Genomic DNA, 22272 nt, shown 5'->3' with positions numbered 1-22272 from the left:
TAGCGCCTCCATCGATTGAACTCCGCCCGTCTGTCCCAATCATACCCAGCAGCATGAAACTGCGTCACCTGATCGCCGGGGCGTGCCTGGGGGCGGCGGCCCTCGCCAACGCTCAGCAACTGCCGGAGTTGGGCGACACCGCGGCCGCCCAATTGAGCCCCCAGCTCGAGAGCCGCATCGCCGACGAAATCGTCCGGGAAATCCGGCGCAGCCCCGCCCTGGTGGACGACGCGGAGCTCACCGACTACTTGAACGCCCTGGGCTACCGCCTGGTCGCCAACAGTCCGGGCGGGCGCCAGAATTTCCGCTTCTTCCTGATCAAGGACCCCTCCATCAACGCCGCCGCGTTCGTGGGCGGAGTGATCATCGTGCACACGGGGCTGTTGCTCGCCGCCCAGTCCGAGTCGGAGGTGGCCGCGGTGCTGGCCCACGAAATCGCCCACGTCACCCAGCACCACATCGCCCGCATGATCGCCAAGCAGGAGCAGGCCACCCTGCCTACCCTGGCGGCACTGGCACTGGCCATCCTCGCCGCCCGCTCCAACCCGGAGGTGGCCGAAGCGGCCATCGTCACCTCCCAAGCGGCAGCGATCCAGGCCCAGCTCAATTTCTCCCGGGACGCGGAACGGGAGGCCGACCGGGTGGGGCTCCAGATCCTGGAGCAGGCGGGCTACGATCCCCGCGCCATGCCCGCCTTCTTCGAGAAGCTGCAGCGGGCGGGCCGATTCCAGGAGTCGGCGGCCCCCGCCTACCTGCGCACCCATCCCCTCACCTACGAGCGCATCGCCGACATCCAGAACCGGGTCCAGTCCCTACCCTACCGGCAGGTGCCGGACAGCGCGGACTTCCACCTGGTCCGGGCTAAGCTGCAAGCCATGCAGGGCCCGGCCCTGGACGCGGTGCGGGACTTCGAGACCCGGCTCAAAGAGAAGAAGTACGCCCACGAAATGGCCACCCGCTACGGGCTGGCGCGGGCGCTGATCCGGGCCCAACAGCTTTCCCGGGCCGAGGCGGAGCTCACGACGCTGCGCGGCCGCTTCCCCCCCCACCCGATGGTGGAAACCCTGGCGGGCGAGTTGCTCTTCGCCCAGGGGAAGCGTCCAGAAGCGCTCGAGCACTACCGGAAAGCTTTGGCCACCTTTCCCCGGCACCGGGCCTTGATGTACGACTACGCCCGGGGGCTCTTCGCCGACGGGCAAACCGAAGCGGCGATCCGGTTCGTCTCGAACCAGCTCGAGTATTTCCCCGACGATCCCCGCCTCTACCGCCTGCAGGCCGAGGCCCACGGGGCAAGGGGGGACCGCCTCGCCGCCCATCGCGCCCAGGCGGAAGCCTACGTCCGGGAGGGAGACTTGAGCGGCGCCGTGCAGCAGTTGGAGCTGGCCGCCCGCAGCGGGGGGGATTTTTACCAGCTCTCCATCGTGGAGGCCCGGTTGCGGGAGCTGCGCCGGGAGCTGGCGGCCCAACAGCGGGAAGCGGCCCGTTGAAAAGGCCAGAGAGATATAAACTCCGTTTATCGTCGCATCAGAGTTAACTAATTAGAAACGAAAACGATTTTTTTGGGCTGCCGGGGGTTTGACGTCGCAGAAAATTACGTTATGCTAATTTTTGTCCGAGGAAGAGCGCCGGACCCCCAGTCCGGCCAAAGGAGGCGATACCCATGAATCCATTGCGTAGAACGATACTCAGAGGGACGGGGGCGGCGGGGACACTGGCGGTGGCCGCCGCGGCAGGTTTGATTCGGCCCAGCGCGGTGTTGGCGGCCGAGTGGAACAAGGCCGCTTTCGAGGCGAAAAAGGTGGAGGAGGTGCTGAAGACCATCGGCGTCGGCTCCCCGATCGAGTCGGGCGACATCGTGGTCAAGGCCCCCGACATCGCCGAAAACGGCGCCGTGGTGCCCGTGGAGGTGACCAGCAAGATCGCCGGGACCGAGCGCATCGCCGTGATCGCTGAGAAAAACCCGTTCCCGCTGACCGGGAGCTTCAACCTGGGCAACGGAGCGGAAGGCTACGTGAGCTTTCGCATCAAGATGGGCCAGACCTCCAACGTGATGGCGCTGGTGACCGCGGGCGGAAAACACTATGTGGCCTCGAAAGAGGTCAAGGTCACCATCGGCGGGTGCGGCGGCTGACCGGTATCTGCACGAAAGCGATCCCCAGGAGGACGACTCATGGCGAGCATGAAAATCAGGGCCACCATGCAGGGCGAGGTGGCCGACGTGAAATTGCTTATCAACCATCCCATGGAGACGGGCCAGCGCAAGGACCCGAAGACCGGCCAGCCCATCCCCGCCCATTTCATCACCAACGTGACCGCCACACTCAACGGCAAGCCGGTTCTGGACGCCCAGTGGAGCCAGGCGGTTTCCAGGAACCCGTTCCTGGGCTTCCGAGTGAAGGGCGCCAAGGCGGGCGACAAGGTGAAGGTGAGCTGGGTCGACAACAAGGGCGAATCCGACAGTATCGAGACCACCGTCGGCTAGCGGGGCGGGCCGGGCTTTCCCCCGGAGAGCCATCCGCCAGCTAATGGCCATTCTGGCGTAAGCCGAAAAGCCCGGGAGCGCGCTCTCGGGCTTTTCGCTTTTAAAGTAGAAAAATCCAGGAGGATGTTTATGTCCATGACTCGGCGCGAGTTTCTCCAGGTCCTGGCCGCCGCCGCTGCGGCGGGGCTGCCCCTGGGCAGCCGCTCGGCCTTGGCCGGAGCCCAGCCGGAAGAGTTCTACCGGATCCCCCGTTTCGGGCAGGTGAGCCTGCTGCACATGACCGACTGCCACGCCCAGCTCCTGCCCATCTACTTCCGAGAGCCGAGCGTCAACATCGGGGTCGCCACCGCCGCTGGACAGCCGCCCCACCTGGTAGGGGAAGCCCTGCTCAAGCACTACGGCATCCGGCCCGGCACGCCGGAAGCCCATGCCTTCACCCACCTGGACTTCGTCCAGGCGGCCCGCACTTACGGCAAGGTGGGGGGCTTCGCCCACCTCGCCACCCTGGTGAAACAGCTCCGGGCTGAGCGTCCCGGCGCCCTCCTCCTGGACGGCGGCGACACCTGGCAGGGCTCGGCCACCTCCCTGTGGACTCAGGGCCAGGACATGGTGGACGCCTGCCTGCAACTGGGCGTAGACATCATGACCGCCCACTGGGAGTTCACCCTGGGCGCCGAGCGGGTGAAGGAGGTAGTGGAGAGAGACTTCAAGGGCAAAGTGGCCTTCGTCGCCCAGAACGTGAAGACCACTGACTTCGGCGACCCGGTGTTCGAGCCCTACGTGATCCGGGAGATCAACGGGGTGCCGGTGGCCATCATCGGCCAGGCCTTCCCCTACACCCCTATCGCCAACCCCCGTTACATGGTCCCCGAGTGGACCTTCGGTATCCAGGACGATCGGCTGCAGAAGCTGGTGCACGAGGTACGGGAAAAAGGCGCCCAGGTGGTGGCGCTCCTCTCCCACAACGGCATGGATGTCGACCTGAAGCTGGCCACCCGAGTGACCGGCATCGACGTCATCCTGGGCGGGCACACCCATGACGGGGTGCCCCAGCCTTCGGTGGTCAAAAACGCCGCCGGCCGGACCCTGGTCACCAACGGGGGCTCCAATGGCAAGTTCCTGGGGGTGCTGGACCTGGAGGTAAAAGGGGGGAAGGTGACCGATTACCGCTACCGGCTGCTTCCGGTCTTCGCCAATCTCCTGCCGCCGGACCCGGACATGGAACAATTGATCCGCAAGCTCCGCGCCCCCTACGAAAACCGGCTCCAGGAGAAGCTGGCTGTGAGCGAAGGGCTCCTCTACCGGCGCGGCAACTTCAACGGCTCCTTCGACCAGGTGATCTTGGACGCCCTCATGGCGGTCAAGGGGGCGGAGATCGCCTTCTCCCCGGGCTTCCGCTGGGGCACCACCATCCTGCCGGGGGAGCCCATCACCATGGAGCGGCTCATGGACCAGACCGCCATCACTTACCCCTACACCACTCTCAACGAGCTGACCGGGGAGCAGATCAAAACGATCCTGGAGGACGTGTGCGATAACCTGTTCAATCCCGACCCTTACCTGCAGCAAGGCGGGGACATGGTGCGGGTGGGCGGGCTCCAGTACACCTGCGCCCCCAACGAGACCATCGGCCGCCGCATCAGCAACATGACCTTGAAAGGCAAGCCCCTCGATCCGGCGAAGAAGTACAAAGTGGCGGGATGGGCGCCGGTGGCCGAGGGCGCCTCGGGGGAGCCGGTCTGGGAAGTGGTGGCCCGCTACCTGCGGGACCGGAAAACGATCCCTGCGCCGAAACTCAACCTGCCCAAGCTGGTCGGTATGAAAGGCAATCCGGGCATCGCGTAAAGATCCCCCGAGCGCATCCCCTCCCGGCGGCTCACCAAGGCGGCGAGCGGCCTCCCCCGGTCGGCGGGCGGTTATAATCACTCGGCGCGTGCGGGCCATTCATCCCGGCGCCGGAGTTCGATGCGGATCAAAGCGGTTCTTTTCGTCGCGGCCCTGGCGTTGGCCGCGGCCGCCGGCGGCTGGGAGTACCTCAACCGCGTCAACGATCGTCCGCCCTATGTGACCGCCACCGTGGACCGGGGCGACATCGTCCAGACCATCGCCGCCAACGGTACCTTGAACCCGGTGATCCTGGTCAACGTGGGCACCCAGATCTCGGGCACGGTCCACAAGATTCACGTCGACTTCAACGATCAGGTGAAGGCCGGCCAAGTCCTGGCCGAGCTGGACCCGGCCCTCATCCAGGCCGCCATCGCCCAGCGCCGGGCCGACCTGGCTAGCGCCGAGGCGAACCTCCGGCTCGCCCAGGTCAAGGAGCGCCGCACCCGGGAACTGGTGGCCAAGGGTTTCGTGCACCAGGCTCAGTTGGACGACGCGGTCAAGGAAACCGAAGCCGCCGAAGCCCAGGTGGCGGCGGCCCGGGCCCAGCTCGAGCGGGAGCAGGTCAACCTGCGCTATTCCGTGATCCGCTCCCCCATCTCGGGGATCGTGGTCGCCCGCAACGTGGACGTGGGCCAGACCGTAGCCGCCAGCTTCCAAACCCCCACCCTGTTCCAGATCGCCAAGGACCTGAAGCAGATGCAGATCTACGCGGCGGTGGCGGAAGCCGACGTGGGCGCCATCCAGATCGGCCAGCGGGTGCGCTTCACCGTGGATGCGTTTCCCGAGCGCACCTTCGTCGGCACGGTCAACCAGATACGCCTCAACCCCACGGTGCAGCAGAACGTGGTGACCTACAACGTGGTGGTCACGGCGGACAACCCGGACGGCATCCTCCTGCCCGGCATGACCGCCCACGTGTACATCACGCTGCGCACGCGGGAAAACGCCCTGCGCGTTCCCAACGCGGCGTTGCGCTTCGTCCCCCAGGGCGAGCGGGAAGCCCAGCCGGCGCGCCCCCAGCGTCCCGAGCCTCCCGGCACCAAGACGGTCTACCGCCTGGAGCAAGGCAAGCACCTCGTGCCCGTGCGGATCCGCACCGGGCTCAGCGACGGCAACTATACCGAAGTGGTGAGCGGCGAGCTCAAGGCGGGGGACACCATCGTCGTCCGCCAGGCGCGCACCGAGCGCCGCCCGGAGACGAGCGGTCCCCTGTTCCGCTTCCGCCTATGAGCGCAAGCGAGCTCCTCGTGCGCCTGGAGGGCATCGTCAAGCGCTACCCCGCGGCGGCGGACGAGCGCCCGGCCCTCCAGGGCGTGGACCTGACGATCCGGCACGGCGAGTTCGTCGCCATCATGGGCCCGTCGGGCTCGGGCAAATCGACCCTCATGAACATCCTGGGCTGTCTCGACGTCCCCACCGCGGGCCGGTACTTCCTCGACGGCCGCGATACGTCCAGGTTGAGCCCGGACGCCCTGGCGCGGCTGCGCAACCGCACCATCGGCTTCGTGTTCCAAGGCTTTAACCTCCTCCCGCGCGTGAATGCCGTGGACAACGTGGCGCTGCCCCTGCTCTACGCCGGCCTGCGCCTCGCCGAGCGCCGCCGCCGCGCCCGCGAACTGCTGGAACGCATGGACCTCGGCCGCTTCGCCGAGTCTCTGCCCAACCAGATGTCGGGCGGCCAGCAGCAGCGCATCGCCATCGCCCGCGCCCTGATCAACGATCCTCAACTGCTCTTGGCCGACGAGCCGACCGGGAACCTGGACACCCACACCAGCGCCGCCATCATGGCATTGCTCACGGAGCTCAATCAAACCCGCGGCATCACCGTCGTGCTGGTGACCCATGAATCCGACATCGCGGCCTGCGCCCGGCGCCTGGTGCGCTTCCTGGACGGGCGGATCGTACAGGACGTAAGCAAGCCACGAATGGAAACGCAGGATGAACACGGATTGATCATGAATTCATCCCTATGAACGACGAAATATGAACGACGAAAACGGGTTATTGCATGGGGATTTAACCACAAGATTATGCATTTCCTAGCCCTCGCCGCTGAGAGCTGGCGCGCCCTCGGCCAGAACCGCCTGCGGGCGGCGCTCACCATGCTGGGCATGGTGATCGGGGTCGCCTCCGTGGTGCTCATGCTGGCCATCGGCCAGGGCACCCAGACCACGGTCAACCAGGCCATCGCCAGCATGGGAAGCAACCTGATCGTGGTGGTGCCCGGGGCCACCACCCAGGGGGGCGTGCGCCTGGGCGCCGGGACCGCCGGCCCCCTCACCGTCGCCGACGCCGAGGCGATCGCCGCCCTGCCGGACATCGCGGAGGTCGCCCCCATGCACAGCGGCGCGCTGCAGATCGTGTACGGCCCCAACAACTGGGGCACCAACGTCTACGGCGTCCTTCCGACTTTCTGGCGCATCCGCGGCTGGGGCATCGAGCTAGGGGATGGATTCACCGAAGCCGAGGTGCGCTCAGCGGCACGGGTTGCCGTTCTCGGAAAGGTGGTGGCTGAAAACCTTTTCGGCGCTGAGAACCCGGTGGGCAAAACCATCCGTATCCGCGACCTCCCCTTCGTCGTGGTGGGGGTGCTCTCCCCGAAAGGCCAGAATCTGGACGGGCGCGACCAGGACGATACCGTTCATGTGCCGCTCACCACCGCCCAGCGCCAGCTCTTCGGCATGTCAGTGCCCGGAGCCGTCCGTTTCCTGGTGGTCCAGGCCCGCTCGGCCGAGGTCATGGAGCAAGCGCAGGAAGAAATCCGCAGCCTCCTGCGCCAGCGCCGCCGCGTCGCGCCAGGCCAGGAGGACGACTTCACCGTGCGCAATCTTTCGGCCGTGGCCGAGACCGCGGCCTTGTCGGCGCGCATCTTGTCCCTCACCTTGGGAGCGATCGCCTCCATTTCGCTGGTCGTCGGCGGCATCGGCATCATGAACATCATGCTGGTGTCCGTGACCGAGCGCACGCGGGAGATCGGCATTCGCATGGCGGTCGGGGCCCGGCGCCGGGACATTCTGGCCCAGTTCTTGCTAGAAGCGGTCTTGATCTGTACCGTTGGGGGTCTCGCAGGGGTAGCTTTGGGGATAGCCATCGCATGGATGCTGAGCGAGACCGCCGGTATGACCGTGGTGGTCAGCCTGAGCGCCATTGCCCTCTCGTTCGGCTTCGCCGCCGGTATCGGTGTCTTTTTCGGTTTTTACCCGGCGCAAAAGGCGGCGAGCCTCCAGCCGGTGGAAGCGTTGCGGCACGAGTGAGCCGCTGCGCTTCTCTTGGTCTGCCTACCGGGTCACTGAACGGCCACCATTCGTTTCCGTGAACGCCCATCGCCTAGCCCGGAACACGCTCTACAACTTGATCGGACAAGGGGTGCCTCTGTTCCTGGCGCTCCTCGCCTTCCCCCTGCTGATCCAGCAGCTCGGAACCGATCGGTTTGGCGCACTGACGCTTCTTTGGGCGGTCATCGGCTATTTCAGCCTGTTCGACCTGGGCATCAGCCGGGCACTCATCAAGGTCGTGGCGGAGAAAAGCGCAGCGGGCGAGACCGATCAGGTGCCCGCCTTCATCGACACGGCCCTGATACTGACGGGCTCGCTCGGCGTCGCGGCAGCGCTGCTGCTCGCCGCCGTAACGCCGTGGCTGGTCACCAGCACGTTGAGCATGCCTCCCGAACTGGCGCAGGAAACCCGCTCCGCCTTGTACATCCTCGCCGCAAGCCTTCCCCTCGTCACCACTTCCGCCACTTTCAAAGGCGTGTTGGAAGGCCAGCAGCGCTTCGGGACCAGCAACGCCATCCAGGTCGGAATGGGCGCGGTCACGTTCATCGGGCCGCTTGCCGTCCTAGCGGTGTCCGTGAGCCTCACCGCAATCGCGACGGCGCTCGCGGCTGGCCGCATCGTGGCGTGGATTGCGTACTTCATCTCGTCCGCACGCCTATTTCCGGCAGCATCGCGGGGCTTGGCGCTGCAAGGTCGCGCCGCCGCGGCGCTTCTCAGGATCGGCGGCTGGATGGCGGTTTCGAGCGTGATCGGCCCTATCATGGTCTACATGGACCGCTTCGTCATCGGCAGCGTCATCTCCTTGACCGCGGTGGCGTATTACGTCACGCCTTACGAGGTCGTCACCAAACTATGGCTTATCCCGGGTGCGCTGGCCGCGGTGCTTTATCCGGCGTTCTCCGCTTCCTTCAATCGGGACCGCGAACGGACGGCAAGACTTTTCGGTCAAGGGACCAAGTACGCCTTCATCGCCCTTTTCCCCATCACCCTAGTGCTCGTGACCTTCTCCCATGAAGCCCTGGCGCTGTGGATCGGCGCCGAGTTCGCGCGGAACAGCTACCGCGTCTTTCAAATCCTCGCGGTGGGCGTCCTGATTAACAGCCTGGCGCAGATCGCCTACGCCTTGGTGCAGGGCGCGGGAAGACCCGATCTTACGGCCAAGTTTCATCTCGCCGAACTGCCCTTCTACCTGGCCGCCCTGGGATGGCTGGTCCCCGCCTATGGGGTCACGGGTGCCGCGCTCGCATGGACCGGGAGGGTGATAGTGGATGCGGCATTGCTTTTTTATGCATCCGCGAATCTCATTTCCGTCGAAACGCTACCTCGCGTAAACCAGGCATGGCTGCTGCCCTTTCTGGCAGGCATCGTGATCGCCATGGGGGCAGCCCTGGAAAACGCCCTCGCAAAGCTTGGATTTTTAGGCGTAGGTTTGCCCGTGCTGCTCGCCTGGTGCTGGTTACGGTGTTTCTCGGCCGACGAACGAGCGGTGGTGCTCGGCTTGTTCTTGCATTCCAACACCAAGCCATGACGGCTCCGGATGTGCAGATCAGAGCTTATCCCGCTCCACGCTGTTTTCTATGTGGTACGGAAGGCGCCGTCCTGTACCGCGGTCTGGAAGATCGATTGTTCGGCACCCCCGGTAAATGGGGCGTGAGGCGCTGCGCCGATCCAGCTTGCGGGGTGTTGTGGCTGGATCCAATGCCTTTTCCGGAGGACATCGGTCGTGCGTACCAGGCGTATTACACCCATGCCGAAAAGAAGCGGCACAGAAATCCGCGCCTGCAAAAGGTCTTCGACTCGGCCAGATCCGGATATTTGGCCCAGCGATATGGATATCCCTTTAATGGGAACAAAATGGTCGAAGGTCTTCTCGGGCTATTGATCCGATTGCATCCCACCCGCCGTGCAAGCCTGGACTTCGATGTGATGTATCTTCCCCATAAACCGGGCGGCAGGCTGTTGGAAATAGGTTGCGGCAGCGGCAAGCTTCTTGAATTCCTGAAATCCCTTGGTTGGATCGTTCAGGGCGTGGACTTCGACTCTCGCGCCATCGATCGCGCCCGCGAAAAAGGGTTGGAAGTTCGATGGGGAACGTTGCAGGACCAGCGCTATCCGGACAACTTCTTTGACGCCGTTGTCATGAGCCATGTTATCGAGCATATTCATAATCCGGAAGGGTTGCTTCGCGAGTGCCACCGGATTGTACGAGACCGGGGACAGATCACGGTCGCGACACCCAATGCCCAAAGCCTTGGTCATAGAGTGTTCAAATCGGATTGGAGGGGCCTGGAGCCTCCTCGCCACCTACAAGTATTTACAGCACCCGCCCTGCATTCACTAATTGAGAAGGTCGGCTTTAGCCGCACGAAACTGTTCATTACCAGCCGGGGTGCTCAGGAAATCTATGTCGCCAGCCAAGCCATTCGCCGAAAACTTGCATCGTCCAAACCAAATGCGCATGACCGTGCAATGGCGATTGCCTTCCAACTTACCGAACTAGGCGCTGGTCTTGTGCAGCCGGACGTGGGTGAAGAGATCGTTATGATCGCTTGGAAATAATTACTTGCACGCCTGGGGGCGATACAGTTGCGGGATGCTCCCGCTGTAACAAGCCCAGGTTCTCCCATCGTCGCTCGTCATGACCAGCGTCCGTCCGGAAATTTCCGGCGCCACATCAGTCGTGCGCATTGTCGCCACCACCTCGATGGTCCCCGTGGCACCCGTCGCCCCCACGAGCTCCACCTTTTCCACGTATTTCCCTGCCGCGGTCTCGATCACCGAGCTCGCGGCGATGGGCCACCGCCCCATGTCTGAATAAAATTCCGCAAGCGGCCCGCGCACGGCGCCAGTAAGCACAATGGCTTCAGACACTTGCGCCCTCGCGTGATAATCCCGATACGCGGGGATTGCCACTGCGGCCAGAATCCCGATGATCGCCACCACGATCATCAACTCGATCAAGGTGAAACCTTTTACCCCCCGAGACATGTTTTGCCCCTCCGCGTCAGCTTCCGAGTTCCAAACCCTGTCAAAACACAGACTTACCAATCTTAAGGCAAGGCCCGTGCCAGTTAAGAAAGCTTAACAAAGTGGGGCGACCACCCTGGATTGCGTCCCAAAGGCAGCACAAAGTGCAGCCAAGCGGATCAGTGCCTTACAGGCCCCTTCCCGGAAAGTTCCTCGAACAGTTGAATATACTTTGGCATGATCGCTTCTTCCGAAAACAGCCTGACAGCCCGTTCGCGCGCTGCCTCGCCCATGCGCCTGCGCAGCGCCGGGTCCTCCGCCAGCCTTCTGCAGGCCTGGGCGAACGCATTCACATTGTCTGGCTCGCATAAAATCCCGCATGCTCCGTCCTCCACCACCTCCGGCAGAGAGCTGGAATTAGAGGCGATCACCGGTTTCCCGCACGCCATGGCTTCCAGAGCTGCATATCCAAATCCCTCGAAACGGGAAGGAAATAGCAACGCGTCGCAATCCTGGTAGATCTCGATCAGCCTTTCCTCCTCCAACCTCCCCAGGAAAGTCATGTTGGATGGCGAATTTGCCCTGATGCCAGATCTCAGCCCGGTAGTGTAAAAAAGCTCGAAATCCCTCCCCAGCGCTTGCATGATAGGCGCCAGCAGGTCCGCGCCTTTTCGCCGCGAGAGGTTTCCCACATATAGCAGACGGAAAGGGCGTCTTCTCCCTTCTGCTTCAGATGGGGTTCTCGGCTTGAATTTCCCTACGTCGATCCAGTTATGGATGACGCGCACCCGCTCGAATCCCAGGAACGCTCTCAAGCCGTTAGCGGTAAACTCGCTGACGGCTACAACGGCATCCGCCCTTGCCAGGGACGCGCGCTCGTAGGGTTTGATCAGCGCCCGATGATACAGGTATTGCGGGAGCGACACGTAAGGTCGATAAAGGGGGTCCAAAACGCAGTGATGCTCGACGATGACGAGAGGAATTCCGCGTCGTTTAAATGCGTGGCCATTCCAAGAATTGGCCACCACCACATCAACATCCGGCGGGACACGTGTTGGACGCAGGAGAAATGGAGCAAGCTCGAGCCATCTCCAATACCATCGGATTTCCGCTCGGACATCGCGTTTCCTGAGCGCTTCGGCAAGCCGGATTGTATACACGTCGGCCCCCGAACCCGCCCGGATCGCCGGAAACCATGTTTTCATTCAACCGTCTTTCCGCTCGATTTCATTACGGAGTTCGAACCTTGAGCGGTAGCCAGGACAACACGTAGGCGTAGAGGGGTATAGCGCTCCGGTACCGGACACATCGTATGAAGGCTCGGGCAGCCAGAGCTAGGAGCTTGCACAGCACCATGAATGGGATTTCGACGGGCGATCGCCACGTCTTTAGCGCTAGCAACAAGTGCGCTCGGACCAGATGATATTCGTAAAACAATCCCGCTTTGGAGGAGGAAGCTCCACCTTCATGCTGGACAAGGGCGTCTCGGAGACACCTCATTTCTTTCCCTGCTCTCGACAATTGCCATCCAAGCGCCGCATCCTCGCCGTACATGAAAAAATCCTCATCAAAAAGCTTTCCAGAGCCAGCAAGATTTCTCCTGAACATCAGACAGCAGCCAGTAAGGTAAGGAAAGGCAAGCGGTGTCCTGCGCTCTGTGAGAAGGCCAAAGTAACGGTGATACCACACCAGGGCTTGTTGCTTACCCGATACCGAGAAAATGGAGGGGGCGACCAGGCAAAGTTGTGGATCACTGTCGAGTGCTCGCTTGAGCTGGGAAATCAGGTTGGGAGTTGCCTCCGCATCGTTATTGATCAGAAGATAGTAGTCATATAGCGTGTCACTGTGCGCAGCGTGCTGCAAAGCAAAGTTCATCCCTTTTGCGAATCCCAGATTTTCTTCTGGCGTAAGCAGGCGAATGGTAAATTCTGGGTCTTCACGACATATCGTCTCAAGCACATCCGACAATTCCCGCGATGCTTTAGCATCGGCTGAATTATCGACGACGATGATCTGATCTATTCCATGGCCGACCAGCGAGCGTAAACATTTGGCGGTCTTCTGCGCACCGCGGTAATCCAGGACGATGGCGCAAACCTTCCCCTGGCTGCTTCGGCTTGAACTCACATTTCCAGTCGAGATCACTGAGCAAGCGCCTCGATCAGTCGAGCATAGCGGTCGGCCACTACTTCCCAGTCAAATCGCGCCAGAACGTGCCGCCTCCCTTCTTCAGCAAGGCGCTTGCGAAGATCGGGATTGTCCAATAATGCGATCACCTTTGAGGCAAGATCGGCGCTGTTTCGCTCGCGTGCCGTCAGACCGGTAACCCCATCGATGACCACATCGCGAATGGCCGGAAGGTCGGAGGCCACGACGGGACATTCGCACGCCAGGGCCTCCGCGAGGACTAGTCCAAGCCCTTCTTGATCCCCGCTCTCCGCAACGATCGACGGCGCGATAAACACGGCCGCACGGCGATACAGGTGAGGAAGCTCCGGGTTTGGAATCGGCCCGAGAAAAGTCACACGATCGGAAATTCCCAACTTGTCGGCTAGGAACCGAAGGCGTTCTTCCTCCGGGCCGCTGCCCGCGATGGACAAGCTTGCACGGGGGTGTCTGGCCAGGATGGCAGGCAGAGCGCCGAGCAGGTAGGTCAAACCTTTCTTTTCGACCAATCGCCCCACGAACAAAAGCTCGTGATCCCTTCTCTCACCGCGCCTTGCCGGTGTAAATAGCGTTTGAGCGTCGACACCCATGGAAATGACGTGCAGGGACTCGGCCTTGGCTCCGAGCCTCACTGCCAGTTCTGCCATTACCCGGCTTACCACCGTCAACGCAGCCGTCCGCTTGATAATCGCCCGTTTCGGGCGGTCGAGCCATACTCCTCGCAAACCGTAGAGATCTGCTCCGTGGGACGTACAGAGCAACCTGGGCCCTTTGCGCAGGAGCAGCGCCCATATTGCTACCAACCCCTGGGGTATCAACCAATGGGCATGGATAACGTTGAATTTCCTCTTGCCCAGAATGCGAATCAAGGCAAGCAATTGAAAGAGAAAAAAGAAAGGCACTTGTAGATAACGCCATCTGTTCTGGCGCAGTTTCGCCAGGATACCTCCCTCATACGCCAGATTCTGCCAGCGGGGAAAAAAATAGCGAAAACGCACCACCTCGACGCCACCCATGGTTTCTCGTCGCTTCGCTCCTGGAGCGTGAGGAGCCAACACCAAGACGTCGAAACGGGTTACGAGTCGGCGGCAAAGCTCATAGACAAACGGCGGCTCGTGATCCCCTTCCCAGCGCGGGAACGTCGAGGTGAGCACCAGGACGCGTCGGCGAGCGGTCTCAGCGGTCACTGTCTTTGTAGTTCAAGTTCGTGATCTGTTCCGAGACGAGTCCCATGAGAAAAACCAAAATCGACGTAATGAACAATAGCGCTGACATGTTGGTGAAGCGATGGAAACTCAAATAGGTGTAGAGGTAGTACCCTAACCCGGTTAGAAAGAAGAAAGCGCTCACCGGGACAAAGAGTTTCAATGGTGAATAAAGCGTGCCGATTTTGAAAATGATGAGCAAAAACCGGATCCCGTCCCGGAATAAGCGCAGATGGCTTTTCCCGATACGTGGCGGTGCCACGATGGGCACGTAGGCCACAGGATAACCCGCCCGGAAGAAGCTCATGGTGATGGTGGTAGGATAGGAAAAACCGTTCGGCAGTAGGTACAGAAATCTGCGAAACTTATTGGCCCTTACGGCGCGGAAGCCTGAGGTCAAGTCCGCCACCCGCTGGCCCACCATCCAACTCGCCAGGCGATTGTAAAACCCGTTGGCGACCGCACGATGGGCTCCAGCCTGGGAGCTTCCGTCCCGGGCCCCGACCACCATGTCGTAACCCTCCTCCAGCTTCTCCAGCAGCCTGGGAATGTCTTCCGGGCGGTGCTGTCCGTCGGCGTCCATGAAGACCAGGATTTCTCCCCGCGCCGCCCGAGCGCCCGTTTTGACCGCAGCGCCGTTGCCTAGACGGTAAGGGTGAGCGACCCGATTGACCCCGTAGCGCCGACAAAGGTCCGGCGTCTCGTCTTCCGACGCGTCGTCCACCAGCAGGATCTCGGATTCTGGGTAGCGTTGGCGAAGCGCCGGAAGAAGAGTTTCCAGGCTCGCCGCTTCGTTGCGCGCAGGGATAATGATGCTGACGGTCTTCGGATCCATAGGTGTGCTTTTTGCTGTGGCCGCCACACCTGGATTATGCCGCCTAGGGCGCCCCTTTGTCTCGAAGAATAGCTCGCTCCAAGGCAGCGATGTTTGCCAGTTGTAGACTCCGTTTGAGGGGCAACGGGCTCGTCGCTTGCCGAGCCTGTTTCAGGTAGTGCAGTGCTTCGTCCCTAAGGCCTGCGCTCGCCAGCCACCCTGCCTGGATATAAGCGATGTCGACCCGGGGTTGGGCTGCATATGCTGCGTCGAGCGATTTGATTGCTTTATCAAGATTGCCATTAGTCGCGTGCAACCTTCCCGCCAGAAAACCCAGGTTCGTTAGATGAGGTTTGTACGCAGGATTGGCTTCCAGCCCATTGATGATTTCGAATACATACTCGTCATTGACCCGCGCGCACCCTCTTTTCTCTTTTTCTGTAACGATGACATCTAACGAAGCGATAGGCGCATTTGAAAACGAGGCCTTCTCCAGCCGCGCGAAAAGGGTATCGCGGTCTGGCAAGGAGACCATATCGTTAAAGCACCCAAGACTTAACCAGCCCAGATACGCCCCGACATCCAGTGGGTGGATCTCTGCAATCCCGCGGTACACGGCTGCCGCCCGCTCGTATTCACTAAGAGCTTGCCAAACGCTCGCCAAGCGCTCCTGAGCCCGACGAGAATCAGGTTTTTCCCGTGCCCAGGTATACGCTTGCCTGATCGGATCGCCCCAGAGTCGGATCTCGTTAAACGAGACAGCCGCGAGTATCGAGAGATACAAAACAGGAAACAGGCGGAGTACTCGCTTTACCGAAGCAGACTTGATCTTCTCCGTCAGGGCAACTCCATAAAAACTCAGGGCGAAGACAAGCCCTGCCATGGGCAAGTAGTTCCGGTGCTCGAAGTAAAGTTCCAGGGGGAATATCGTGGATTCCAGCAAGTGACCGATGAAGAACCAGAGCAGGCCAAACGCCAACACGGGGGCACGACCCCTCGCGGCGAAGGCAAGAACAAGGAGACTCACGATCAAGAGGCCGGACCAGAAGGTGGTGGCCGGTGCAAACAACCCCCTGGAGGCGGCGTAGTCATCATGGTATAGCCCGAGTGCGCTCGGGACGGGCGCGACGACCAGGCCTAGGTACTCCACGAGCACCCTGGCCTGGGTCATCAGGCGCTCGACGAGCGTGAAGTCCCGGATGGCATAAGGTCCGAGCACCATCGTATCGAACCGCCAAGCCACCACCAGCGCAAGGAGGACGAGGGGTCCGTACAGGAAAATAAACTTCCAGGCTCGCCAGCCGGGAGGCGACGGAAGGTTCCGCAGCAGGGTCCCTTCCAGTGCCAGCGCCAAAGCGCAGATCAAGATTCCGTTTTCCTTGCTCAGCGTGGCCAACAAGCCGAACAGACCGATTCCTAGGGAAGTCCACAAGTATCCTGAACGCCAAGCTCCAGCGCGATGACATTCCCGTCCGTAGAGGTATAGGAGAAGCCCTGCCAGCGTGAACAAGGCCGACAACTGTGTCATGCGCTGGACGACGTATAAGGTCGTGGACACCAGGAGCGGATGCAACAGCCAGATGCTTGCCGCGATGAGGCCGATCAGGAGATTGCGCCGCTCAGAGATACCGGCCAACCGGCCCAGCTTCAGCCAAAGCCAGAACAGGAGGCATCCGTTTAGCAGATGAAGCAAGACGTTGACATACTTAAAGGCAACCACATTCCGGGGCCAGTCGGCGTACTGAAGCGCAAAGCTGGCAAGGGACACGGGGCGCCCTGGGCCGCCGGTGATGCCCGACAAGACGGGCATGAGCCACTCCTGGGGCGACAGGGAAGACACCCGCTCCAAGAAGCGTAGGTTCTGATAATCGTCGAGAAGAAAATCTCCCTTTAGCCCTGGCCAATGGAGGAACGCGGCGAAAAGAAGAACGACTATAAAAGCCGTCCCCGCGAATAGCTCGCCCCTAACCGCTGCTGACCGTAATGAGGATCCAACCACAGAACGAGCCAAACTAAGCAAGCTGGTCATCATCGATCAGGAAATTCACCGCCATCGTCATCGCTCTCAAGAACGACAACCGGCCATCCATTTTTCAAGAAGTGACTGTACAGAAGAAAACAGCCTGCTCGGTATGTCAAGCAGGCTGTTCCAGTTAGATTCAATTACCGGCACGAGGCGGGCAAGTACTTGGCGTCAACCGTTCCAGGGGCGCAGATCCAGGTTCTGCCACCATTTGTCGTCTCGAGCGTTGCGGTCTTGCCCTGAATTGCCGTGTTGACCCCCGTGTTCTTCATCGTGGCCGTCAGGACAAGCTGACCAGTGCCGGCAGCACCAGTCGTAATCGCAACAGTACTTACGTACTTGCCACTAAGGGTATTCATGACCGACGCGGCAGCGCTCGGCCACACCCCCTTATCGGCGTACCACTCGGCCAGCGGCGTCTTGCCGCCCGCCATGAGCTCCACCGCCTCGGACATTTGCGCCCGGGCGGTATAGTCCTGATACGCCGGGATCGCGATGGCGGCCAGAATGCCGATAATCGCCACCACGATCATCAGTTCGATCAACGTGAAACCTTTTTGCAACTGTTTCATAAAACGCTCCTTTTCACCGATAAGACCCAAGGGACACACTCCCAGCCTCGGTGGAGCAAGGCGCATGCCAAGCCGTCCGGGGGCCTCTCCGTGTTCATCTTTTTTTACATTGGTTGATGGAAGACCCGCGAACCCCCCCCTCTCCCGCGCTGTTGCGCTCCCCGGGAGAGGGGCTGGGGAGGGCCGGTCTGAGCGCGAGAATCTGCCTCGACCGGTTATGCAACGCCCGATAAGGCCTCGGTTAAGCGCACCGAAAGGCGCCTTTGGGCTTTGGGGACACCCCGGGCGCAGGCAAAAACTGACGCTCTTCGTCACTTTCGGTCGCTAGGCTCAAAAGCCCGCGGGTCGTAGCCGGGGATTTGAGCCTCGTCCACCTCGTCGATCTGCTCGGGCTCCAGGAATTGCTTGGCGTAGCGTAGATACACCTTCTCCCGCACGAAGACCTGGAACAGGTCCGGGTCGATGTGGCCGTTCAAGGCGAACTGCCCCAGGATGGAGAGGGCTTCGCTCAGGGTCTTGCCCCGCTTGTAGGGCCGGTCCGCCGCCGTCAGGGCCTCGAAGATGTCGGCGATGGCCATCATCCGGGCCTGGACCGACATCCGATCCTTGGTGAGCCCCCGCGGGTAACCCTTGCCGTCCACCCGCTCGTGGTGGCCGCCCGCATATTCGGGCACGTTCTTCAGGTGGGCGGGCCAGGGCAGGGATTCCAGCATGCGGAGGGTGACCACGATGTGATGGTTGATGATCTCCCGCTCCTTGGCGGTAAGGGTTCCTTTCTTGATGGTGAGGTTCTCGACCTCGTCATCCGTGAGGAACGGGACTTCTTTTCCGGTCGCGTCGGTCCAGGTATACCGGGATGCGATCTGCCGCACCCGTACCTGGTCCTCGGGGCGCATGGCTTCGACCCCGAGGTTGCACTTCCTCAGGAAATCCCGATCCGCCTCGATCTGGGCCAGCCGTTCCCGGCATTCCCGCTCGATGGCCGCCCGGCGTTCGGCCCGAGGGGCATTTTCTAGCCACAAGCTGGAAATACCTGGGCGGGGCGCTGAAGCGTACCCCGCTTTTCTGTCAGGTGTGTTGAGCGAAGCGAAACGCACCGGTTCATCCGAGTTCCCGCCGCTGCGGTGCGCTGAAGCGCACCCTACCGTGCCCGGGGAGTCCTCTCCCGACACTTTCTCCCAGAGGGAGAGAGGGACTGGACCGTTCTCCTCCCCCCGCTGGGGGGAGGAGGAAGAGGAGGGGGATGCCCCTCCCAGGGGGGAGGAGAGATGGCTCGATGCGCTCTGAGCGGGGTTCCTATCTCCCTGGTGAGTGAGGAGCGAGCTTGAGAAGCTTACCGGCAAGCTCCTCTCGCCCCGAAGGGAGGGGACAGGGGTGAGAGCCGAGGGGATCGGTCTTGGGGAGGCACCGGGGCGCGGGCCTGCGCGGGCTGAGGAGCCCTCTCGTTCCAAGGAGGGAAGTAGATTACACGAGGCCGTGTCAAGCGCCATGAGCTGGCGCAGCATGGCGATCTCCGCGTCCCGCTTGAGCACTTCGAACCGGGTGTCGATCAGATGGATGCGGTCGAAGATCGTCTGCAGCTTGGTGGCCTTGTCGACGATGTGCACGGGGGTCGTGACCTTGCCGCAGTCGTGCAGGAGCCCGGCGATCTTGAGCTCGTACCGGTCCGCGTCGGTCATCGTGAAATCTTTGAACGGGCCCGCAGCGACGGCGCAGACCGCGTCGGCGAACATCATGGTGAGCACCGGCACGCGCTGGCAATGGCCTGCCGTATACGGGGACTTCTCGTCGATGGCCGCGTTGATTAGGCCGATAAACGATTCGAACAACCTTTCCAGTTGACCGATGAGCTGCCGGTTGGTGAGGGCGATGGCGGCCTGGGAGGCCAGGGATTCGGCCAGGCGCCGGTCCGCGTCGGAAAACGGGACGATCTCGCCGGTCAGGCGGTCTTTGGCGTTGATGAGCTGGAGAACGCCGATGGTCTCCTTCTCGTGGTTTTTCATCGGCACCGCGAGGAAGGACTTCGAGCGGTAGCCGGTTTTCGCGTCGAAGTTCCGGGTGCCGGAAAAATCGAAACCTTCCGCGGCGTAGGCGTCCGGGATATTCACGGTTTCCCCACGCAGCGCGGCGAACGCCACCACCATGGAATTGTTGGGCCGCCCGGCGTCGTCGTATAGTCGCACCGGATAGAAGGGGATAGGAACCCCGCTCGTGCCGCCCATGGCGATCCCCAGGGCGTCGTTATGGACCAGCTCGAAGCGCAAGCGCTCGCCGCCCTCCATCAGGTACAGGGTGCCGGCCTCGGCATGGGTGATGCGCTTTGCCGCCTTCAGGATCGCCTCCAGCAGGCTGCTCAGGTCCTTTTCCTTGCTGAGGGCCGAGCCGACCGCGTTCAGCTCTTCGAGCCTGGCGAGAAGGTCCTTGGTGGAAAGCGCGTGCACGGCCGTCTACTTGATGCACACCGCCCGCACCGAGTGCATGTCGGTGATGCCCTGCAGGACTTTCTCGATTCCGTCCTGTTTCAGGGTGCGCATGCCTTCGTCCAGGGCGGTGACGAGCATCTCGGCCACGCGGGAATGGCTCTGGATGTGGCGCTTGATCGCGTCCGTGCCCACGAGCAGCTCGTGCAGCCCCACGCGCCCGCGGTAGCCGGTTCCGCCGCAGCTCTCGCAACCGACGGGATCGTACAGGGTGATCTGCCCCTTCTGGTCGCCGTACTTGCGCGTCCACTCGGCGTAGATGTTCTTCATCGCCGCTGCCGGATCTTTCTTGAACCACTCCAGGTTTTTGAGTTCCTCCGTGTACTCGTTCAGCAACCGTTTGACGTCTTCTTGGCCGGCGGCCCGGGGCCGCTTGCATTGGGTGCAAAGGCGCTTGGCCAGGCGCTGGGCCAGGATGCCGAGTAGCGCATCGGCGAAGTTGAACGGGTCCATCCCCATGTCGAGGAGGCGCACGATGGACTCCGGCGCGCTGTTGGTGTGCAACGTGGCGAAGACCAGGTGGCCCGTGAGGGACGCCTCGATGCCGATACTGGTGGTCTCCTTGTCGCGCATTTCCCCCACCATGATGATGTCCGGGTCGGCCCGCAGAAAGGAGCGCATGGCGGTGGCGAAGGTGAGCCCGGCCTTGGGATTGATCTGCACCTGACGCAGGCCCTTCTGGGTGATTTCCACCGGGTCCTCGGCGGTCCAGATCTTGTTCTCCGGGGTGTTCAAATGCTTTAGGATCGAATGCAGCGTGGTGGTCTTGCCCGAGCCCGTAGGTCCGCAGACGAAGAATAGGCCGTACGGCTTTTCGATGCACTCCATGAGCCGCTTCCGGTTGTGCTCGGAAAGCCCCAGCTTGTCCAGGGGAATCGGTTCCCCGGCGGCCAGGATGCGCATCACCACGTCCTCCATGCCGCCCGCCGTGGGGATGGTGGCCACGCGCAGCTCGATGTCCAGAGGCCCGAACTTCTTGAACTTGATCTTTCCGTCCTGGGGCCTGCGCTTCTCGGAAATATCGAGGTCGCACATGATCTTGATGCGGGTCACGATGGCGCTGCGATAGCTCGCCGGAACCTCGATGTAAGGCATGAGGGAGCCGTCGCGCCGGAAGCGTATCTCCGTCTTCCCCTTCCCGGGATAAGGCTCGATGTGGATGTCCGACGCCCCCATGTTATAGGCGTCGATGATGATTTTGTTGACCAGCTTTACCAGCTCGTTGTCCGCCGCGGCGGAAATGTCGTCCGCCGACAGTCCGTAATCCTCCGCCGAATCCTCGTCCAGGTTGGAAAGCAGGTCGCCGATGGATCCGAGGTCGCCTTCGCCGTAGAACAGATCCACCGTCTTGCGAAATTCCCGCCGCGTGCAGACCCGGTAAACCAGGCGATGCTTGGGAAAGACGTTGTTGACGACGCGGGAGGCGCTAATCCGCTCGGGGTCGGTGGTCAGGATCACCAGGCCCTCCCTGGTCTCCTCGATGGGCAGCCATCCGTTTTCCTCGACGTATTCCCTTCGCAGGTTCCGGAGCAAGTCGAAGGGCTTCACCCGGTCGGGACTGTACGGCTCGTAGGGAACCCCGAAAAACGCCGACAGGGACTTGCCCAGCGCGGGGAGTTTCACCTGGAACTCATCGATCAACACGTCCTCGATGTCGAGCCCCTTCCTCCGGGCCGAGCGCATGGCTAGGTCGTATTCGGGAGCGGAGATGACCCCGTCCGCGATCAGTTGATCGTACTTGGTCTTGATGACTTGGGGCGCGCTTTGCCGCTGGCGAAAGGCGATCGCCAGCGTCTTGGCAAGCTCCGTGAGACCCTCGGCGGCCATTTGCGAGAAGGGCAGGCCGGAGCGGGTGTTGATGAGCTGCACGACCCCGATCAGCTCGTTGTCGTTGGCGTCCAGGATGGGGGCGACCAGCATCTGCCGGGTGCGATAGCCGGTGCGCCGGTCGACCTCCTGCAGGAAGTGAAGCTGGGGGCTCAAGCGCCGCAGCTCCTGCTCGTCGTACACGTCCCGGATGTTGACCAGCCTTTTGCTCAAGGCGACGTAGCCCGCGACGCTTTGCTCGGAGATGGGGAGCTTGAGGTCCTTGAAAGAATTGAGGCCCGTCTTGACTTTGGAGACGATAGACTGCTTGTCTTCGCTCAGGAGGTAGATCGTCAGGCGGTCGGCCTCGAACAGATCGCAGATGTCCTTGCTCACCTCGAACATGATTTCGTCGATGTTGTAGGTGGCATGGATCTTGTTCGTGACCGCTTGCAAATTGCGCGTAAAGCTGAGCTTGGCGGTGATCTCGCCCAGTTGCTCCTGGGAATTCTGGGATTGCAGAGCCGTGCTCATCGCATCTACCCCCACTGCCCTTCAGGGCAGCACGTTTGTGTCCGGCGGATTGTTCCGCCGG

18 protein-coding genes are annotated in these 22272 nt (G+C 61.9%); 9 read left to right on the top strand and 9 right to left on the bottom strand.

What is annotated here, in order from left to right; all coding sequences use genetic code 11:
• The first annotated feature begins 53 nt into the window (after positions 1-53).
• The 9 genes from ACTFO6_RS00160 (at position 54) to ACTFO6_RS00120 (ending at position 10203) form a co-directional block, all read left to right on the top strand.
• A complete protein-coding gene (locus ACTFO6_RS00160) occupies positions 54-1487 on the top strand; it encodes a M48 family metalloprotease (RefSeq protein ID WP_439932438.1) in 1434 nt (477 codons plus the stop codon).
• Positions 1488-1660: 173 nt separating this feature from the next.
• Positions 1661-2131: a thiosulfate oxidation carrier protein SoxY gene (soxY, locus tag ACTFO6_RS00155; RefSeq protein WP_439932437.1), complete on the top strand. Its 471-nt coding sequence runs from the start codon at positions 1661-1663 to the stop codon at positions 2129-2131.
• Positions 2132-2170: 39 nt separating this feature from the next.
• On the top strand, positions 2171-2482 hold the full coding sequence (soxZ, locus tag ACTFO6_RS00150) for a thiosulfate oxidation carrier complex protein SoxZ (protein ID WP_439932436.1): 312 nt from the start codon (positions 2171-2173) through the stop codon (positions 2480-2482).
• A gap of 129 nt (positions 2483-2611) precedes the next feature.
• Positions 2612-4327 (top strand): thiosulfohydrolase SoxB, encoded by a 1716-nt coding sequence (gene soxB / locus ACTFO6_RS00145; RefSeq protein WP_439932435.1) that lies wholly within the window; start codon positions 2612-2614, stop codon positions 4325-4327.
• Between the two features lie 120 nt (positions 4328-4447).
• Positions 4448-5599: an efflux RND transporter periplasmic adaptor subunit gene (locus ACTFO6_RS00140; RefSeq protein WP_439932434.1), complete on the top strand. Its 1152-nt coding sequence runs from the start codon at positions 4448-4450 to the stop codon at positions 5597-5599.
• The gene (locus ACTFO6_RS00135; protein ID WP_439932433.1) at positions 5596-6342 is read left to right on the top strand and encodes an ABC transporter ATP-binding protein; all 747 of its coding nucleotides are present in this window, start codon (positions 5596-5598) and stop codon (positions 6340-6342) included. The genes ACTFO6_RS00140 and ACTFO6_RS00135 overlap by 4 nt, the downstream gene beginning before the upstream one ends.
• 57 nt (positions 6343-6399) lie before the next feature.
• Complete coding sequence (locus tag ACTFO6_RS00130; protein WP_439932432.1) at positions 6400-7623, top strand: ABC transporter permease; 1224 nt, start codon at positions 6400-6402, stop codon at positions 7621-7623.
• A gap of 58 nt (positions 7624-7681) precedes the next feature.
• Positions 7682-9172: a flippase gene (locus tag ACTFO6_RS00125; protein ID WP_439932431.1), complete on the top strand. Its 1491-nt coding sequence runs from the start codon at positions 7682-7684 to the stop codon at positions 9170-9172.
• A 95-nt stretch (positions 9173-9267) separates the two neighbouring features.
• Positions 9268-10203: a class I SAM-dependent methyltransferase gene (locus ACTFO6_RS00120; RefSeq protein WP_439932430.1), complete on the top strand. Its 936-nt coding sequence runs from the start codon at positions 9268-9270 to the stop codon at positions 10201-10203.
• Here the strand turns inward: ACTFO6_RS00120 and ACTFO6_RS00115 are convergent, their stop codons facing one another.
• The 9 genes from ACTFO6_RS00115 to ACTFO6_RS00075 form a co-directional block, all read right to left on the bottom strand.
• Positions 10204-10632, bottom strand: a complete 429-nt coding sequence (locus ACTFO6_RS00115; RefSeq protein ID WP_439932429.1) for a pilin — start codon at positions 10630-10632, stop codon at positions 10204-10206.
• A 158-nt stretch (positions 10633-10790) separates the two neighbouring features.
• Positions 10791-11816, bottom strand: a complete 1026-nt coding sequence (locus tag ACTFO6_RS00110; protein WP_439932428.1) for a glycosyltransferase family 4 protein — start codon at positions 11814-11816, stop codon at positions 10791-10793.
• Positions 11817-11841: 25 nt separating this feature from the next.
• Positions 11842-12756, bottom strand: a complete 915-nt coding sequence (locus tag ACTFO6_RS00105; protein ID WP_439932427.1) for a glycosyltransferase family 2 protein — start codon at positions 12754-12756, stop codon at positions 11842-11844.
• Positions 12753-13931 carry a glycosyltransferase family 4 protein gene (locus ACTFO6_RS00100; protein WP_439932426.1) on the bottom strand — a complete coding sequence of 393 codons (1179 nt, stop codon included), beginning with the start codon at positions 13929-13931 and terminating at the stop codon, positions 12753-12755. Before ACTFO6_RS00100 ends, ACTFO6_RS00105 begins: the two co-directional genes overlap by 4 nt.
• 22 nt (positions 13932-13953) lie before the next feature.
• Entirely contained in the window at positions 13954-14817 is an 864-nt protein-coding gene (locus tag ACTFO6_RS00095) for a glycosyltransferase family 2 protein (protein ID WP_439932425.1), read from the bottom strand.
• Positions 14818-14860: 43 nt separating this feature from the next.
• Positions 14861-16606: a tetratricopeptide repeat protein gene (locus tag ACTFO6_RS00090; protein ID WP_439932424.1), complete on the bottom strand. Its 1746-nt coding sequence runs from the start codon at positions 16604-16606 to the stop codon at positions 14861-14863.
• Positions 16607-16959: 353 nt separating this feature from the next.
• On the bottom strand, positions 16960-17391 hold the full coding sequence (locus tag ACTFO6_RS00085) for a pilin (protein ID WP_439932423.1): 432 nt from the start codon (positions 17389-17391) through the stop codon (positions 16960-16962).
• 311 nt (positions 17392-17702) lie between these two features.
• The gene (locus tag ACTFO6_RS00080; RefSeq protein WP_439932422.1) at positions 17703-19832 is read right to left on the bottom strand and encodes an HD domain-containing phosphohydrolase; all 2130 of its coding nucleotides are present in this window, start codon (positions 19830-19832) and stop codon (positions 17703-17705) included.
• Between the two features lie 6 nt (positions 19833-19838).
• Positions 19839-22211, bottom strand: coding sequence for a GspE/PulE family protein (locus ACTFO6_RS00075; RefSeq protein WP_439932421.1), 2373 nt, complete (start codon positions 22209-22211; stop codon positions 19839-19841).
• Positions 22212-22272: the final 61 nt, after the last annotated feature.

The organism is Pelomicrobium sp. G1, from assembly GCF_051905455.1.
Lineage (GTDB): Bacteria > Pseudomonadota > Gammaproteobacteria > Burkholderiales > UBA6910 > Pelomicrobium.
This window is presented reverse-complemented; position numbering and strand designations above follow the sequence as displayed.

Bases quoted from the DNA above. Each gene is read 5' to 3' on its own strand.
- ACTFO6_RS00160 (WP_439932438.1), top strand. From the start codon at position 54: ATGAAACTGCGTCACCTGATCGCCGGGGCGTGCCTGGGGGCGGCGGCC.
- soxY (WP_439932437.1), top strand. From the start codon at position 1,661: ATGAATCCATTGCGTAGAACGATACTCAGAGGGACGGGGGCGGCGGGG.
- soxZ (WP_439932436.1), top strand. From the start codon at position 2,171: ATGGCGAGCATGAAAATCAGGGCCACCATGCAGGGCGAGGTGGCCGAC.
- soxB (WP_439932435.1), top strand. From the start codon at position 2,612: ATGTCCATGACTCGGCGCGAGTTTCTCCAGGTCCTGGCCGCCGCCGCT.
- ACTFO6_RS00140 (WP_439932434.1), top strand. From the start codon at position 4,448: ATGCGGATCAAAGCGGTTCTTTTCGTCGCGGCCCTGGCGTTGGCCGCG.
- ACTFO6_RS00135 (WP_439932433.1), top strand. From the start codon at position 5,596: ATGAGCGCAAGCGAGCTCCTCGTGCGCCTGGAGGGCATCGTCAAGCGC.
- ACTFO6_RS00130 (WP_439932432.1), top strand. From the start codon at position 6,400: ATGCATTTCCTAGCCCTCGCCGCTGAGAGCTGGCGCGCCCTCGGCCAG.
- ACTFO6_RS00115 (WP_439932429.1), bottom strand. From the start codon at position 10,632: ATGTCTCGGGGGGTAAAAGGTTTCACCTTGATCGAGTTGATGATCGTG.
- ACTFO6_RS00110 (WP_439932428.1), bottom strand. From the start codon at position 11,816: ATGAAAACATGGTTTCCGGCGATCCGGGCGGGTTCGGGGGCCGACGTG.
- ACTFO6_RS00095 (WP_439932425.1), bottom strand. From the start codon at position 14,817: ATGGATCCGAAGACCGTCAGCATCATTATCCCTGCGCGCAACGAAGCG.
- ACTFO6_RS00090 (WP_439932424.1), bottom strand. From the start codon at position 16,606: ATGCCCGTCTTGTCGGGCATCACCGGCGGCCCAGGGCGCCCCGTGTCC.
- ACTFO6_RS00085 (WP_439932423.1), bottom strand. From the start codon at position 17,391: ATGAAACAGTTGCAAAAAGGTTTCACGTTGATCGAACTGATGATCGTG.
- ACTFO6_RS00075 (WP_439932421.1), bottom strand. From the start codon at position 22,211: ATGAGCACGGCTCTGCAATCCCAGAATTCCCAGGAGCAACTGGGCGAG.